This is a genomic window from Halobacterium sp. CBA1132 (genome assembly GCF_001485535.1).
Lineage (GTDB): Archaea > Halobacteriota > Halobacteria > Halobacteriales > Halobacteriaceae > Halobacterium.
Genome location: NZ_BCMZ01000001.1, coordinates 2,415,916 through 2,429,630, shown reverse-complemented (window position 1 = coordinate 2,429,630; position 13,715 = coordinate 2,415,916). Strand labels below are relative to the sequence as shown.

Below are 13,715 nucleotides of genomic sequence, written 5' to 3'. Positions count from 1 at the left end.
TTTTACGGCGTTCTGCCCTACGAACGCTCAATATGAGTATGGGCTCGGACATGTACCGGCAGCAGATTCTCGACCACTACCGCAACCCCCGGAACCACGGCGAGCTCGGCGACGCGACGTTCTCCCGCGACGGCTACAACCCCTCGTGTGGCGACGAACTGGAGTTCGACGTGAAGCTCGAAGACGACGGGGAGACCATCGAGCGCGTGGCGTTCCGCGGCGACGGCTGCGCCATCAGCCAGGCCTCCGCGAGCATGCTCACGCAGAAGCTCCCGGGGATGACCCTCGAGGAAGTGAAAGAGCTCGACACCGACGACGTCCTCGACATGCTCGGCGTCGAAGTGACGCCGATGCGCGTGAAGTGCGCGGTGCTCTCCGAGAAGGTCGTCCAGGACGGCGCGAAAATCTACGAGGGCGAAGCCGACGTCAACGAGACGACCACCGAAGACGACGACTAACGCTCGCCGATACTCTCACTTCTCGTCTTTCCACGAAAAAGCAGCGACTGCTCTCGTTCTGTCATCCAACCAGCGCTGCAAGCATTCGCGGTGCGAGCGGCTTGAAAAGCCCGAGCACCGCGATTCACTGCGCGAACGAGCGTAGCGAGGGAGCGCAGGCCGACGACTGACCAAAGCGAGCGTAGCGAGCGGCGGTCACGTGAGTGAAGCGAACGTGACCTCGGTAGAGCTCCACTCTGCCGGTGGGAAGGAGGAGTGCTTTTAGCGTAGCTTTTGCCAGGGAGCGCGCCGTAGGCGCGCGACCGCAGCAAAAGGTACTGCTATTCGGGCTTAATCCCGCCGTCTTGGACGCGCATGACGGCTTCGCCGTCGGCGAGGTTGGGCGCGTCGACGAGTTTGACGATGCGCTTGTCGTTCTTGGACTTGCGGAGGTACATCCGGAACGTGGACTTGTGGCCGAGGATGTTGCCACCGATGGGCTTCGTGGGGTCACCGAAGAAGGAGTCCGGGTTGGACTGCACTTGGTTGGTGACGACGACGGCGGCGTTGTAGAGGTTGCCGACCTTGTCGAGGTCGTGGAGGTGTTTGTTGAGTTTCTGCTGGCGGTCGGCGAGTTCGCCGCGGCCGACGTACTCCGCGCGGAAGTGCGCAGTCAGGGAGTCGACGCAGAGCAGTCGGACGGGATAGTCGTCGTCCTCGTACTCGGAGGCGATGTCCTGGGCTTTCTCCGCGAGGAGCATCTGGTGGTTGGAGTTGAACCCCTTCGCGACGTGAATCTTGTCGAGGAACTCCTCGACGAGCGCCTCCATCGCTTCCTCGTCGTCGGGACTGCCGTCGATGTCGCGGTCGTCCATCGCGGCCTGAATCTTCTCGTCGCTGAGCCCGCGCACCATGTCGTCGATGCGTTCGGGGCGGAACGTGTCCTCGGAGTCGATGAAGATGGCGCGTCCGTGCAGGCCGCCCTGTTCTTGGGGGAGTTGGACGTTCACCGAGAGCTGGTGGGTGACCTGGGATTTGCCGGCGCCGAACTCGCCGTACACTTCCGAGATGGACTGGGTCTCGATGCCGCCGCCGAGCATCTCGTCGATCTCGGGGACGTTCCACGTGAGTTTGCCGATCTGTTCGCGGCGTTCGAGGACGGTCGCGCCGGTCTCGAAGCCGCCGACGTCGGCGGCTTCGCGGGCGCCCTGGATGACGTCTGCGGCGGTGCTGTCGCCGATGTCTGCGGTGTTGGAGAGTTCGCCGGCGGACGCGACGGCGATGCTCTGGAACGACTCGAATCCGTTCTCTCGGAGTTTCTCCGCGGTCGCGGGGCCGACGCCGGGGAGTTCCTCGAGGTCTGCTTCGGGCATGTATACAGAGGTTGTCCCTACCGCATCATAAAGCCTCGTATACACCGAACTGAAAGTGAAACTGGCGGGCGGAATCGTCCGCTCGCTGTCCGACGAGCCTGCGACGGGCAACTTAACAGGCAGCGCGGCCTACCGCGGTGTATGACTGACGCAGGCACGTTCTGCCCCCGCTGCGGCGACGCCATCGACGCTGGCGACGCTGCCGCCGAGCGCGACGACGCTCGTGGCGCACAGCAGGCGTCGGAGTCGTCTGCTGGCGTCACCCGCCGCGAGCGCTCGCTGTGTGACGCCTGCTACTTCGAGGACTTCGAGTTCGTGGACGCGCCCGAGCGCATCGAAGTGATGGTGTGTGCGCGCTGCGGCGCGGTCCACCGCGGGAACCGCTGGGTGGACGTCGACGCCGACGACTACACCGACGTCGCCATCGAGGAGGTCAGCGAGGCGCTGGCGGTCCACGTCGAGGCCGAGGACGTCGACTGGGAGGTCCGTCCCGAGCAGGTCGACCAGAACACGATTCGGATGCACTGCCTGTTCACGGGCGTCGTCCGCGGCGAGGTCCAGACCGAGGAGGTCACCGTCCCGGTGAAAATCAGCCGGCAGACGTGCAAGCGCTGCGGCCGCATCGCGGGCGACTCGTTCGCCTCCATCGTACAGGTGCGGGCGGACGGCCGCGACCCGACCAGCGACGAGACCGAGCGCGCCACCGAACTCGCCCACCGCATCGTCGCGGAGATGGAGGAGACGGGCGACCGGAACGCCTTCGTCACGGACGTCTCCGACGCCGAGTCCGGCATCGACCTGAAGCTCTCGACGAACAAGATCGGTCTGAAACTCGCGAACAAACTCATCGAGGAGTTCGGCGGCGGCTTCGAGGACCACGAGAAGCTCGTCACCGAGGACGAGGACGGCAACGAGGTGTACCGCGTGACGTACGCCGTCCGCCTCCCCGAGTTCAAGCCCGGCGACGTCATCGACCTCGCGGACGACGACGGCGGTCCCGTGCTCGTGCGGTCGGTCCACGGCAACCTCAAGGGCGTCCGCGTCACGACGGGCGAGTCCTACGAGGCCAGCTACGAGGACGGCGACTCGCCCGACGCCCGCAAACTCGGCGAGCGCGACGACGCCACGGACGCCACCGTCGTCACCGTCGAGGACGACAACGCCGTCCAGATTCTGGACCCCGAGACCTACGAGTCCAAGACGGTCCCGCGGCCGGACTACCTCGACGACGACGCCGCCACCGTCCCCGCGCTCAAGTCCCGCGCCGGCCTCCACGTCCTCCCCGAGGCGTGATGGCGCTCGCCGTCGTCGTGCCGAAAGCCGACACCGAGGCCCGTATCGCCGACTTGGAAGCCGAGAGCGTCTACGACGACTCCCGCAAGGTCGCCGAACACGACGCCGAGCACGTCGAACTGCCGGTCACCGAGCGCCCCGGCGAGACGACCTTCGAGCGCGTCGTCGAACAGGACGACCCGGAGGTGCGCGCGCCCGGACTCGACGACCTGCTCGCGGAGCGCGGCTGGAGCGAGGCTGAGCGCGACCGCGCGCCCTCGTCGTGGGCGGTCGTCGGCACCGTGATTCTCGCGGACTTCACTGACTGCCCGCGCCCCGTCGAGGTTGGCGAGGCGTTCTTAGAACTCCACGGGGAGGCCGACACCGTGCTCGCGCGCGGCGGCATCGACGGCGAACACCGCGAACCCGACGTCTCCGTCATCGCGGGCGAAGGCGACACCGAGACCGTCCACACCGAGCACGGCACGAAGTACGCCATAGACCTCTCGCGAGTGATGTTCGCGCCCGGGAACAAGGCCGAGCGCGCCCGCATGGGCGAGGTCGTCAGTGAGGACGAGCGCGTCCTCGACATGTTCGCGGGCATCGGCTACTTCGCGCTCCCGATGGCGCGCGCCGGCGCCCGCGTCACCGCCGTCGAGAAGAACCCCGAGTCGTTCCGCTACCTCGCCGAGAACGCTCAACTCAACGGCGTCAGCCGAAATCTGGACTGCGTACTCGGGGACTGCCGCGACGTCGACACCGAGGCCGACCGCGTCGTCATGGGCTACTACGACGCGCTCGGCGGCGGCCCCGTCGACGACGTGGAGACGCGTGAGGGTGGCCCGGGCTATCTGGACGCCGCGCTCGACAACCTCGTTTCGGGGGGTGTCCTGCACGTCCACAGCGCCGTCCCGGAGGCGGAACTCTGGGAGCGTCCCGAGTCGCGACTCCGCGCTGGCTGCGAGCGCGCCGGGAGAGCGGTCGACGTGGCGGACCGACGCGTCGTGAAGTCCCACAGCGCGGGCGTCGAGCACGTCGTGTTGGACGCGCGCGTCGCGTAACCAGTACGGCTTTGACCGCCCGCCCTCTTCTCGGCAGTATGACGCGAGAACAGTTGCTCGCCGTGTTCCTCGCAGTGTTGGTGGTCGGGTCCGTCGTCGCGTACGGGTTAGTGTACTAAGCTACTCGGCGTCCCAGACGTCCGCGACCGGGCTCCCGGAGCGGGAACTGCGGCCGCTGTCGCCGTCTCGGTCGTCGCTCGCGGTGCTCTGCTCGCTGGCGCTCGTGTTCGAAGTCGACGTGCTGTCGGACCCGCCGCTGGCGTACGTTGCTTCCACTTGGTCGATATCGCCCGCGCTCTCGGCGAGCGCGGCGGCCGCGTCGGGTTCGGGGAGGTCGGGTGTCGTCATCGCGTCCACCTGGTCGCGGAACCACGGCGGCATGTCGGTGCGCGCGCGGTCGAACAGGTCGAGGATACTCGAATCCGCGATGTAGGTGGCGCCGTGGTCGTCGGGCGCGCGAACCACGCGCCCGCAGCCCTGAATTACGGTGCGGAGCGCCGTCCGGTAGTACCACGCCCACTGGCCGTCCGCGAGCCGCGCGGCGACCCGCGAGTCGTTCGTGTTCAGGAACGGGGCCTTGCACAGCACCTGCCAGCGCCCGAGGTCGTACTTCAGGTCGAGGGCCTCCTCCATCTTCACCGCGACGAACACCTCGGGGTCGTCGCTCGCCTTCCAGCGCTCCAGTTCGGCGTCCCGCGTGTCCGAGTCGTGGGTGCGTACGCGGTCACCGACGCCGAACTCCTCGAGGTGGCCCGCCAGTTTCTCCGCGATGTCGTAGCTGTGGGCGTGGACGATGCCCTTCTCGTCGGAGTGGTGGGCCATCACGCGCACGATAGTTTCGGCCATCTTCGGGAGCGTCTGCTCGCGGTCCTCGTAGGTCATCTTCCCCTGCGTCACGTCGTACAGCGGGCGGTTTTCGAGCGGGAACGTGTGTTCGACGTCGACGAGCGCGACGTTCGCGGGGTCGAGGCCGACGCTCCGGCAGAACGCCTCCTTGTTCAGAATCGTCGCCGACAGCAGCGCGTGCTTGTTCGCGCGGTCCCAGACCGTGTGCTTGAGGTAGCGCTCGGGGTCCATCGGCTTCACCGTCACCGACTGCTCGTCCGCATCTACGACCCACGTGGTCGCCGATTCTGGGTCCTTGTAGTCCTCGACGAACCAGTTCAGTTCCGAGATGAGTTCTTGCAGCCTATCGCGCCGCCCGGCCTCGTCGGGCGTGAGTTCGTCCTGCCCGAGCAGTTCGTCTTTCGCGCCCTCGCAGGTCCGCACGAGGTGTTCGGCGAAGTTCACCGCGCCGTCCGGGTCGCCGTCCACGTCGGGCACCCGGACGTCCTCCCAGACGGGGACCGTGCGGTCGTTCAGGTCTATCGTCGCGTACATCTCCGCCCACTCCGCGAGCCCGTGGGCCTCGTCGACGACGCAGACGTCGCGCTTGCGGAACACCTCCGACCCGGCGGTGCGCATGAAGTACGCCAGCGTCATCGCCGCGAACTCCCGGCTGGAGGCGATGGCGCGGTCCGAGAAGTACGGGCAGCGGTGTTTCACGGCGCAGTCGTAGCCGCGCTCGCGGGCGCAGGGCGCGCGGTCGACGGGCGTGTTCTCCTCGCCCGGCAGAATACAGGTGTAGTTGGACTTCCCGCGGATGAGCTTCAGGTCGTCGAGCAGGTCGTCCTCGGCGACGTCGTCGAGTTGGGAGACCTGCGGCGTCGTGTAGTAGGCGCCCGTGGGGTCCACGGGGTCGGCGTCCTCGACGCGGCGCGCGCAGCCCATGATGGCGCGCGCGATGAGGCTCTTCCCGCTGCCGGTGGGCGCGCGCACGAGCACCACGTCGTTGCCCGCGTCGAACGCGTCGCGGACGTCCCGCAGCGCCTGCTGTTGGGCGCCGCGGAACTCGGGGGCGGGGAACTCCCCGACGATGCGCTCGGGATTCACTGCTCGATGGCAGGCGCGCCGTCGGGTTAACGCCACCGCTCGCGGTCGGTTGGGCCGCCCCACGAGCACGGACGTAAAACTTATTTTACTGTGTAAAAGACGTTTGTCTGTAAAACGCTCTTTACGCCGAGAGCGTTCGACAGGTGATTCCGATGCCCGAAACCCGCTCCACGCAAGCACGCACTCGAACCGCCGCCGGCCCGGAGGTGTGTCGCTCGTGAACGCCCTCGCCGACCCGCCGCGCGTCCGCAAGACCGTCGGCGGACTGGCGGCCGTCGCCGGCCTCGCGCTCGCCGCGTTCACCGTCCTGAACCGACCGCTCGTCGGCGTCGGCGTCTACGCTGCCGCCATGGTCGCCGTCGTCGCCGTCCAGTGGCGCGCGGACGCGACCATCTTCGACGAGCGCGACGAAGCCATCGCACAGGAAGCCGCCCAGCTCACGCTGACGGTCTTCGGGTGGGCGTCCGCCGTCGTGTTTCCCGCGCTCACCGTCGCGTGGGGACTCGGCTCCTTCGACTGGGGGCCGGCCACCAGCGCCGTCGCGCTCTCGGTCGCCGTGCTCTACCTCACGTACGCCGGCCTCCTGTTCGCGCTCCAACGGCGGAGGTGACCGCGGTGGAGAACTCGCTGCGCGACCACCGCGACCGCTCCGACATCAGCCAGCGCGAACTCGCCGAGCGCGTCGGCGTCACCCGCCAGACCATCAACGCCGTCGAGGGCGACCGCTACGACCCCTCCGTCGAACTCGTGTTCAAACTCGCGGCGTTCTTCGAGGTCCCCGTCGAGACGCTGTTCAGCCCCGACGTCGCCCTCGACGCGACCGTCTCGGACCTCGACTAATCCAGCGCCGCCACGTCGTCCGCGCTCGGCTCGTCCGGGAGCGCGTCGATGCAGTCGAAACAGAGGAAGAACTCCGAGTTGTCCGCGAATTCGAGGGTCATCCCGCCGGTGCCCGTCGGGTCCATCGTCCAGATGTCGCCGATGCCGCCCGCCACCCGGACGCTGTCCCCGCAGCCCTCGCAGCGCTCGCTCATACCCCCGCTTGGGGGTCGGCGGGCAAACGCTTTCGCCTCCCGGGCGCGTGCCAGTGTCGCCCTCGAAAGTTAAGCGGCCGCGGCCCCACAGTCCGGTATGCGCGTTCTCGTTACGGGTGCCACCGGCTTCGTCGGCGGGCACCTCGTCCCCGAACTCGTCGACGCGGGCCACGACGTCCGCGCGCTCGTCCGCGACCCCGACCGCTACGACGCCCCCGAAGGCGTCGACGTCGTCACGGGCGACCTGCTGGACGCCGAGTCGCTGTCGGGCGTCTTCGACGGCGTCGATGCCGCCTACTACCTCGTCCACTCGATGGGCGCCAGCGGCGACTTCGCCGAGCGCGACCGCCGCGCAGCCCAACAGTTCTCCGCGGCCGCCGACGCCGCCGGCGTCAGTCGCGTCGTCTACCTCGGCGGCCTCGGGGAGACGGGCGACGACCTCTCCCCGCACCTCGCGTCCCGGCGCGAAGTCGAGGCTGTGCTCGCGGACGCCGCGTTCGACCTCACGACGCTGCGCGCGGCCGTCATCGTCGGCGCCGGCAGCGCGGGCTTCGACGTCGTCTACCAACTCATCGACGCGCTCCCCGTGATGGTGACGCCGAAGTGGGTGCGCACGCCCTGCCAGCCCATCGCCGTCCGCGACGTCGTCGCCTACCTCGTGGGCGTCCTCGACCACCCCGAGACGGCGGGCGAGACGTACGAAGTCGGCGGCCCGCAGGTGCTGTCCTACGAGACGATGCTCGAACGCACCGCCGAACTCGCGGGCAAGCGCCTCGTCGTCCTGCCAGTGCCCGTCCTCTCGCCGCGGCTCTCGACGTACTGGGTGGACCTCGTGACCGACGTGCCGCGGTCGGTCGCCCACCCCCTGATTCACGGCCTGAAGAATCCCGTCGTTGTCACCGACCCGTCCATCAGGGACGTGCTCCCAATCGAGTTGACGCCGTTCGCGGACGCCGCGCGGCGCGCGCTCCGCGAGTACGGAGAGGCCGTCGATGGGTGACGGCGCCGACAGCGAGCGCGAGCAGGCGGTCTACGGCGAGGCGTGGGTGTACGAGAGCATCGTCGGCGCGATTCCCGGTATCTCGGTCTCGGACCGGACTGCCGTCCTCGTCCAGTTCGCGGGCTTCGAGGCGGTGTTGCTCGCGCTCGCGTTCGTCTACGACCTCCCCGGGACAATTGTGCCCGGCACCGCCGCCGTCGCCGTCGCCGCCGCCGGGAGCGCGTTCATGCTCTCCATCGGTCGCCAAGCCCGAAAAACCGGAGTGCCGGTCCGCTACCGGCGGCTGCTGTTCGCGTCCAGCATCGAGGTGGTACTCGGCGTCGTCGCGTACGTCGCCCTCCTCACCTACTTGTTCGTCTACGACCCACGGGACGGCGCGACGCTGTTCGGAGCGCTGCTCGGCCAGCAACCGCCCGTAATTCCGGCGGCGTTCGCGCTGCTCGTGCTCTGGGACGTCTGCTACCGGATCGGCACGGGCTGGTGGGCGGCGGTCGTCGCGCTGTGGCGGTCGCTGGTCTACGAGTTCGACGTCGATACCGCCGCCGTCGTGCGCTCGGTCGACCGGCGGACGCTGGCGTTCGGCGCGCTCCAGACTGTCTTGCTTCCGTTCGTGTGGACGCACCCGCCGCTGCTGGTCGCCGTCGCTGGGCACGTCGCGGCGGTCGTACTCGTCACTACCGGGTCGCTGCTCGCGATAAAACAGGACGGTTAGTTCGACTGCAGCTGCTGGAACTGGTCGATGAGGTCCTCCGCGGAGTCACCGTCCTCGAACTCCACTGACCCCTCGTAGCTCGTGCGCGTGTCGTCGTCGGCGACTTTGACGTTGTTGGTCTTCGCTTCGCGGCGCTCGTGTTCGGCTTCGTCATAGGCACCCATTGACATGGTAACTACACTCACCCTTGGAAGTTCGTTAGTAAGAATGTATCGCTGGTTCGCCCCCGAGATAGTCAGAACGAGACCTGCTCGGGACCGTCGGCGCCCATCGGCGTCGGGTCGCGGTCGCTGTACCCGACGCGACCGACCGCGCTGGCGTCGAGGGCGCTGTACACCGCGAACGTCGCGGCTTGAGCGTCCTCGAAGCGCGCCTCGCCGGTGCGCTCGATGACCGATTCGAGCGTCTCGCTGCCGTCGGGGTGGGAGAGCTCGTGGTCTCCGATGGCGTCGGCCAGCTCGTCGGCGGTCAGTGGGTAGCTCTGCGACGCGAGGACGTCGGCGGTCTCTCGGAGTGTCATCAACATCACGAACTTTCACGATACACAAGTACGTTGCGCATGAACGATAATGAAGAATTTAATTTGTTTAAGGACGACCGTATGACGAACCGCAACACACCGGGTCGTTTAGGTGGCGCCGCCGACGCCCCCTAGTATGGTCTACGCGGACCTCCACGTCCACACGCAGCACTCCGACGGCACCCTCACGCTCGACGAGGTGCCCGCGGCCGCCAACGAAGCCGGCGTCAGCGCCGTCGCCGTCACGGACCACGACCGCGTCCACCCCGGCTTCCGCGCGCCCGTCGAGGAGCGCGGCGGCGTCGAAGTCGTCGCCGGCATCGAACTCCGCGTCGAAGCCGGCGACCAGCGCCTCGACCTCCTCGGCTACGGCGTCACGCCCACGGACGCGCTCGTCGCCGAGACCGAGCGCATCCAGCGCGACCGGGTCGCCCGCGGCCGCGCCATTATCGACGCCGTCGAAGCCGAACTCGGCGTCTCCCTCGATGTCGAACCCCGCGAGGGACTGGGCCGCCCGCACATCGCCCGCAGCGTCGTCGCCCACCCCGACACCGACTACGACCAGCCCGACGACGTCTTCGCGGACCTCATCGGCAACGACGGCCCCTGTTTCGTCGCCCGCGACGTCCCCGACTTCGAGACGGGCGTCGAACTCCTCTCGGGAGCCTGCGGCGTCGTCGGCCTCGCGCACCCGCTCCGGTACCCCGACCCCGAGGCCGCGCTCGCGCGCTGCGACGCCCTCGACGCCGTCGAACTCCACTACCCCTACGACCGCCCCGTCGGCGAGGCGCCCGACGACGACGGCCGCGCGCTCGTCGAAGCCGCAATCGACGACTACGACCTCCTCCCCGCGGGCGGCACCGACGCCCACGGCCGCGAACTCGGCAGAGCCGGCCTCGACGAGGCCGCCTACGAGCCGCTGCGCGCGCGACTCTGACGGAACTGTGCCGATGCCGTGAGGTTCAGGTAGCTGTGGGCCCAAGCGAGGCGTATGCAGTGTCACTACTGCGACCGGGACGCGGACCTCACCGTCGAGAAGGGCGGCCTGAAGGTCGGCGTCTGCGAGGAGCACTTCCAGAAGCGGCTCGACGAGCTCTCCGACAGCGACGCCCTCCAGCAGCTCCGAGAGCAGCTCGAAATCGAACGGTCGTAGCGACCCCGTACGGTCTCGCTCGGCGACTAACGCCCTCCCTTCTACCGGCTCGGGTCGACATCGATTGCGTCCACCGGACAGACGTCCACGCAGAGCATGCAGTCGATGCACTGGGTCTCGTTGGCGGGGTCGGCTTTCCGCTCGGATTCGGGGTGGCCGGGCGTGTCGACCCACTCGAAGACGTCCACCGGACAGTCTTCGAGGCAGGCGCCGTCCGCCAGACAGATGTCGAAGTCGACGGCGACGTGCGTGCCGTGAACGCCGAGTTTCTCGGGCTCCTCGACGGGTCCCCAGACGTCGTGGCCCTTGTGCGTGTCCACCTGCTTGCGGTTCTCGTGGAACTGCGGGTCGATTGCCATACCCACGAGTCGGGCGGCCGGCGGTATCAACCCAGCGGGTGCCGGCCCGCGTCGAGTCAGGCTTATCCGAACTCGCGGCGTCCCACCGCCCATGCGACACGTCCGCCTCGACGACCTCGACTCCCGGATGGGCCCCGCCGACCGGAACGTCCCGCTGACGGACGCGCTCGGCGTCGCCGACGCCGCGCTCAACTACTACGAACTCGACGCCGGCGACAGCTTCGCGTACGGCCTCCACAGCCACCAGAACCAAGAGGAAATCTTCCACGTCCTCGAAGGCACGGTCACCTTCGAGACGCTGGATGTCCAGCAGGCCGGCGACGACGCCGCCGTCGACGCCGACGAGACCGAAGTGAGCGCGGGCGAACTCGTGCGCTTCGGGCCGGGCGAGTTCCAGCGCGGCGTCAACCGCGGCGACGAGCGCGTGCGCGCGCTCGCCGTCGGCGCGCCACAGGACGCCGGCGACACCGAGATTCTCCGCGAGTGCGAGGACTGCGGGGAGACCACCACCCAAGAAATCGAACTCGCGGACGACCACAGCGAGATTCGCACCGTCTGCGAGGCCTGCGGCGCGGTCACCGCGCGCTTCGACTGACGCGGCCGACGGCTTTCTTGTTCCCCGGGCCGTAGTCACGCGTATGACCGAGCATCCGCCGCGGCTCGTCTTCGACGACGACTGCGGGTTCTGCACGTGGTGTGCGCACTTCGCCGAGCGCCACGGCGACGTCGAAATCGTGGGGTTCTCCGAGCTCTCCCCGGACCAACTCGCGCGGCTCCCCGCCGACTACGAGCGCTCCGCGCACCTGCTCACCGACGACGCCGTCTACTCCGGGGGCGCTGCCATCGAGCGCACGCTCGCCCACGACTTCCCCGTGCTCGCGCCCGTCTTCGCAGGGCTGCGCGAGGTGCCGGGCTACGCGGACCTGCGCGAGCACCTCTACCGCTGGGGCGCGGACAACCGCGACCTCCTCGGAAAAATCGTCCGCGACGAGCCGCCCGCACGGAGTTAGTCGAGGCCGGACAGCGCCTCGAACACGTGGTCCCGCAGCGCGTTCGCGTGGGTCGCCGTGGCGTCGGGACCGTGCTGATTCTGGACGTACAGCGACTCGAAGAAGTAGACGGTGTGCAGGACGGCGTACAGCGACTGCTTCCGGTCGAAGTCGTCGGGGAGCGGCCGTACGCGATCGTAGCCGTCTCGGAACGCTCGCTGTGGTGTGTCGCCGTCGAACGTCGAGAGAACGGTCCGCCAGTAGTCGAACCCGGCGGGGGCGGCGATTGCGTGCTCGAAGTCGACGACACACGTCACGTCGCCGCCCTCGACCGCGACGTGCTCGGGCGACCACCAGCCGTGACAGCAGACCGGGTCGCCGGCGTCCCCGAACAGTCCCGGGTGCTCCCGGAAACAGTCGAGAACGGCGTCAGCAATATCGGCGTGCCCGTGGTTCGCGAGGAGTGGTCGACGCCGCTGGACGAACGCGATTGCGGCGGTTTGCCACTCTCCGTGCGAAGCGTGAGGCATCCCGTCCTCGAACTGGAGGCGCCCGTAGCCGTCGAGGGACGCCGCAGTCTCCTCGTGGAGGGTCGCGAGCGCGCTGCCCGCCGCTCGCGCCCACCGTTCGTCCGCCCGCTGGTCGCCGTCGGGTGCCGGCGCGTCCGGGTGCCACGCGGCGACGTAGTAGTCGTCGCCCACCGACAGCACGTCCGGGACGGAGACGGTCGTGTGCTCGCCGACGAACCGCGTGACTCGCCCTTCGGTGCTCGCGCTCCCCGTCGGCCCGGTGTCGCCCTTGTAGACGGCGCGCTGGCCGTCCACCCGTACCTCGTACACTTCGTGGGGCGGCACCGCGTGGAGTTGACGGACGATGCTGTGCTCGTCGAACGTTGCGTCGAGTCGGTCGTGGACGTGTTCGGTCATGAGAGTCCGCCGCGTGACGTGCGGCGGCCGGTCGCCCACAGCGCAGTGCTGCGGCTACGACCGTGAGAGCGTACTCCGATGGACACGTCGGACAACCGTAACAGTTCGGGACTGGCACCGTCGCGCGAGGACCATCGTGGAACTCGCCGCGCGTCCCGCGAGAGCCGCGTCAGTCCGCGGCCTTCGGCTGGACCAGCGACTGCGTGAAGTTCTCGAACAGCCGTTTCGCCTCGCAGGCCGCCGCGTAGTTCGCGGGCGTGATGCCGTCCAGCACTTCCTGCTTGCGCTCGTCGGCGAGGTCGTCTTTCCGCGTGGTCACGTCCGCGGCGGTCTCGGTGTCGTACTCGGGGTGGAACTGGACGCCCACGGACTCGCCGAGGCGGAACGCGTGGACGCCGTAGTCGTTCTCCGCGAGCAGCTGCGCGTCCGGCGGCAGCTCCACGACCGCGTCCGAGTGGGTCGTGAACACGGTGAACGTCTCGTCGACGCCGTCGAACAGCGGGTCGTCGCCGACGCGCTCGACGCTCCGGTAGCCGATTTCGTACTCGCCCATGCTCTCGACGTCGCCGCCGAGCGCGCGGGCGACGACCTGGTGGCCGAAACAGACCCCGAGCACGGGGACGCCCGCGTCGTGGCAGTCCGCGACGTAGTCCACGAGCGCGCGAATCCAGTCCTCGTCCCAGTACACCGACGACCGCGACCCCGTCACCACGACGCCGTCGAACTCGAAGTACTCGTTCGACGAGCCTCCGGTCGCTGTGCTCCCGGAGACGCCGTCGAAGTCGTGGCTGTCGGGGAGGTCGCCGTCGGCGGCGTGGAACTCCACGAGGTCCGCGTCGAGTTCGCGGCGGAAGTTCCGCGCCGTGTCTGTGGGGTCGTGGGCCGCGTTCAGCAACGCGACGCGTGGCCGGCTCATGGCAGTCTGAAGTTGTCCACGGTCAAAAGGC

Annotated in this window: 19 protein-coding genes; 11 read left to right on the top strand and 8 right to left on the bottom strand. The window is 68.5% G+C overall.

The window, feature by feature from the left end; genetic code table 11:
- The first annotated feature begins 32 nt into the window (after window positions 1-32).
- Entirely contained in the window at window positions 33-458 is a 426-nt protein-coding gene (gene sufU, locus AVZ66_RS12760) for a Fe-S cluster assembly sulfur transfer protein SufU (RefSeq protein ID WP_058984455.1), read from the top strand.
- A gap of 320 nt (window positions 459-778) precedes the next feature.
- Here the strand turns inward: sufU and radA are convergent, their stop codons facing one another.
- Complete coding sequence (gene radA, locus AVZ66_RS12755; protein WP_058984454.1) at window positions 779-1,810, bottom strand: DNA repair and recombination protein RadA; 1,032 nt, start codon at window positions 1,808-1,810, stop codon at window positions 779-781.
- A 141-nt stretch (window positions 1,811-1,951) separates the two neighbouring features.
- On the opposite strand from radA, the gene AVZ66_RS12750 reads away from it, so the two are divergent.
- Both AVZ66_RS12750 and AVZ66_RS12745 read left to right on the top strand, forming a co-directional pair.
- Complete coding sequence (locus AVZ66_RS12750) at window positions 1,952-3,103, top strand: 60S ribosomal export protein NMD3 (RefSeq protein ID WP_058984453.1); 1,152 nt, start codon at window positions 1,952-1,954, stop codon at window positions 3,101-3,103.
- Window positions 3,103-4,143 carry a class I SAM-dependent methyltransferase family protein gene (locus AVZ66_RS12745; protein ID WP_058984452.1) on the top strand — a complete coding sequence of 347 codons (1,041 nt, stop codon included), beginning with the start codon at window positions 3,103-3,105 and terminating at the stop codon, window positions 4,141-4,143. Before AVZ66_RS12750 ends, AVZ66_RS12745 begins: the two co-directional genes overlap by 1 nt.
- A gap of 120 nt (window positions 4,144-4,263) precedes the next feature.
- On the opposite strand, the gene AVZ66_RS12740 is transcribed toward AVZ66_RS12745, so the two are convergent.
- A complete protein-coding gene (locus AVZ66_RS12740; protein ID WP_058984451.1) occupies window positions 4,264-6,075 on the bottom strand; it encodes a helicase C-terminal domain-containing protein in 1,812 nt (603 codons plus the stop codon).
- A gap of 208 nt (window positions 6,076-6,283) precedes the next feature.
- Between AVZ66_RS12740 and AVZ66_RS16710 the strand changes: the two genes are divergently transcribed.
- Together AVZ66_RS16710 and AVZ66_RS12730 are read left to right on the top strand one after the other, a co-directional pair.
- A complete protein-coding gene (locus tag AVZ66_RS16710; protein ID WP_058984450.1) occupies window positions 6,284-6,685 on the top strand; it encodes a DUF2178 domain-containing protein in 402 nt (133 codons plus the stop codon).
- Between the two features lie 5 nt (window positions 6,686-6,690).
- Window positions 6,691-6,915 carry a helix-turn-helix transcriptional regulator gene (locus AVZ66_RS12730; RefSeq protein ID WP_058984717.1) on the top strand — a complete coding sequence of 75 codons (225 nt, stop codon included), beginning with the start codon at window positions 6,691-6,693 and terminating at the stop codon, window positions 6,913-6,915.
- Here AVZ66_RS12730 and AVZ66_RS12725 read toward each other — a convergent pair.
- Entirely contained in the window at window positions 6,912-7,109 is a 198-nt protein-coding gene (locus AVZ66_RS12725; RefSeq protein ID WP_058984449.1) for a hypothetical protein, read from the bottom strand. The genes AVZ66_RS12730 and AVZ66_RS12725 overlap by 4 nt on opposite strands.
- Before the next feature lie 97 nt (window positions 7,110-7,206).
- Here AVZ66_RS12725 and AVZ66_RS12720 point away from each other — a divergent pair, with 97 nt between their 5' ends.
- Window positions 7,207-8,109, top strand: coding sequence for an NAD(P)H-binding protein (locus tag AVZ66_RS12720; RefSeq protein ID WP_058984448.1), 903 nt, complete (start codon window positions 7,207-7,209; stop codon window positions 8,107-8,109).
- Window positions 8,102-8,821: a hypothetical protein gene (locus tag AVZ66_RS12715; protein WP_058984447.1), complete on the top strand. Its 720-nt coding sequence runs from the start codon at window positions 8,102-8,104 to the stop codon at window positions 8,819-8,821. The genes AVZ66_RS12720 and AVZ66_RS12715 overlap by 8 nt, the downstream gene beginning before the upstream one ends.
- Here the strand turns inward: AVZ66_RS12715 and AVZ66_RS16705 are convergent.
- Both AVZ66_RS16705 and AVZ66_RS12710 read right to left on the bottom strand, forming a co-directional pair.
- The gene (locus tag AVZ66_RS16705; RefSeq protein ID WP_231727121.1) at window positions 8,818-8,991 is read right to left on the bottom strand and encodes a DUF5786 family protein; all 174 of its coding nucleotides are present in this window, start codon (window positions 8,989-8,991) and stop codon (window positions 8,818-8,820) included. The two genes, AVZ66_RS12715 and AVZ66_RS16705, sit on opposite strands and share 4 nt — an antisense overlap.
- Window positions 8,992-9,056: 65 nt before the next feature.
- Complete coding sequence (locus AVZ66_RS12710) at window positions 9,057-9,341, bottom strand: hypothetical protein (RefSeq protein WP_058984446.1); 285 nt, start codon at window positions 9,339-9,341, stop codon at window positions 9,057-9,059.
- Between the two features lie 136 nt (window positions 9,342-9,477).
- On the opposite strand from AVZ66_RS12710, the gene AVZ66_RS12705 reads away from it, so the two are divergent.
- Both AVZ66_RS12705 and AVZ66_RS16700 read left to right on the top strand, forming a co-directional pair.
- Complete coding sequence (locus AVZ66_RS12705; protein ID WP_058984445.1) at window positions 9,478-10,278, top strand: PHP domain-containing protein; 801 nt, start codon at window positions 9,478-9,480, stop codon at window positions 10,276-10,278.
- 54 nt (window positions 10,279-10,332) lie between these two features.
- Entirely contained in the window at window positions 10,333-10,494 is a 162-nt protein-coding gene (locus AVZ66_RS16700; protein WP_197407768.1) for a DUF6757 family protein, read from the top strand.
- 41 nt (window positions 10,495-10,535) lie between these two features.
- On the opposite strand, the gene AVZ66_RS12700 is transcribed toward AVZ66_RS16700, so the two are convergent.
- Window positions 10,536-10,853, bottom strand: coding sequence for a ferredoxin family protein (locus AVZ66_RS12700; RefSeq protein ID WP_058984444.1), 318 nt, complete (start codon window positions 10,851-10,853; stop codon window positions 10,536-10,538).
- 91 nt (window positions 10,854-10,944) lie between these two features.
- Here AVZ66_RS12700 and AVZ66_RS12695 point away from each other — a divergent pair, with 91 nt between their 5' ends.
- Together AVZ66_RS12695 and AVZ66_RS12690 are read left to right on the top strand one after the other, a co-directional pair.
- Entirely contained in the window at window positions 10,945-11,448 is a 504-nt protein-coding gene (locus AVZ66_RS12695) for a cupin domain-containing protein (RefSeq protein ID WP_058984443.1), read from the top strand.
- Window positions 11,449-11,491: 43 nt separating this feature from the next.
- Window positions 11,492-11,863 carry a thiol-disulfide oxidoreductase DCC family protein gene (locus AVZ66_RS12690; protein ID WP_058984442.1) on the top strand — a complete coding sequence of 124 codons (372 nt, stop codon included), beginning with the start codon at window positions 11,492-11,494 and terminating at the stop codon, window positions 11,861-11,863.
- On the opposite strand, the gene AVZ66_RS12685 is transcribed toward AVZ66_RS12690, so the two are convergent.
- Both AVZ66_RS12685 and AVZ66_RS12680 read right to left on the bottom strand, forming a co-directional pair.
- Complete coding sequence (locus tag AVZ66_RS12685; protein WP_058984441.1) at window positions 11,860-12,768, bottom strand: phosphotransferase family protein; 909 nt, start codon at window positions 12,766-12,768, stop codon at window positions 11,860-11,862. The genes AVZ66_RS12690 and AVZ66_RS12685 overlap by 4 nt on opposite strands.
- 169 nt (window positions 12,769-12,937) lie before the next feature.
- Window positions 12,938-13,684 carry a type 1 glutamine amidotransferase gene (locus tag AVZ66_RS12680; protein ID WP_058984440.1) on the bottom strand — a complete coding sequence of 249 codons (747 nt, stop codon included), beginning with the start codon at window positions 13,682-13,684 and terminating at the stop codon, window positions 12,938-12,940.
- Window positions 13,685-13,715: the final 31 nt, after the last annotated feature.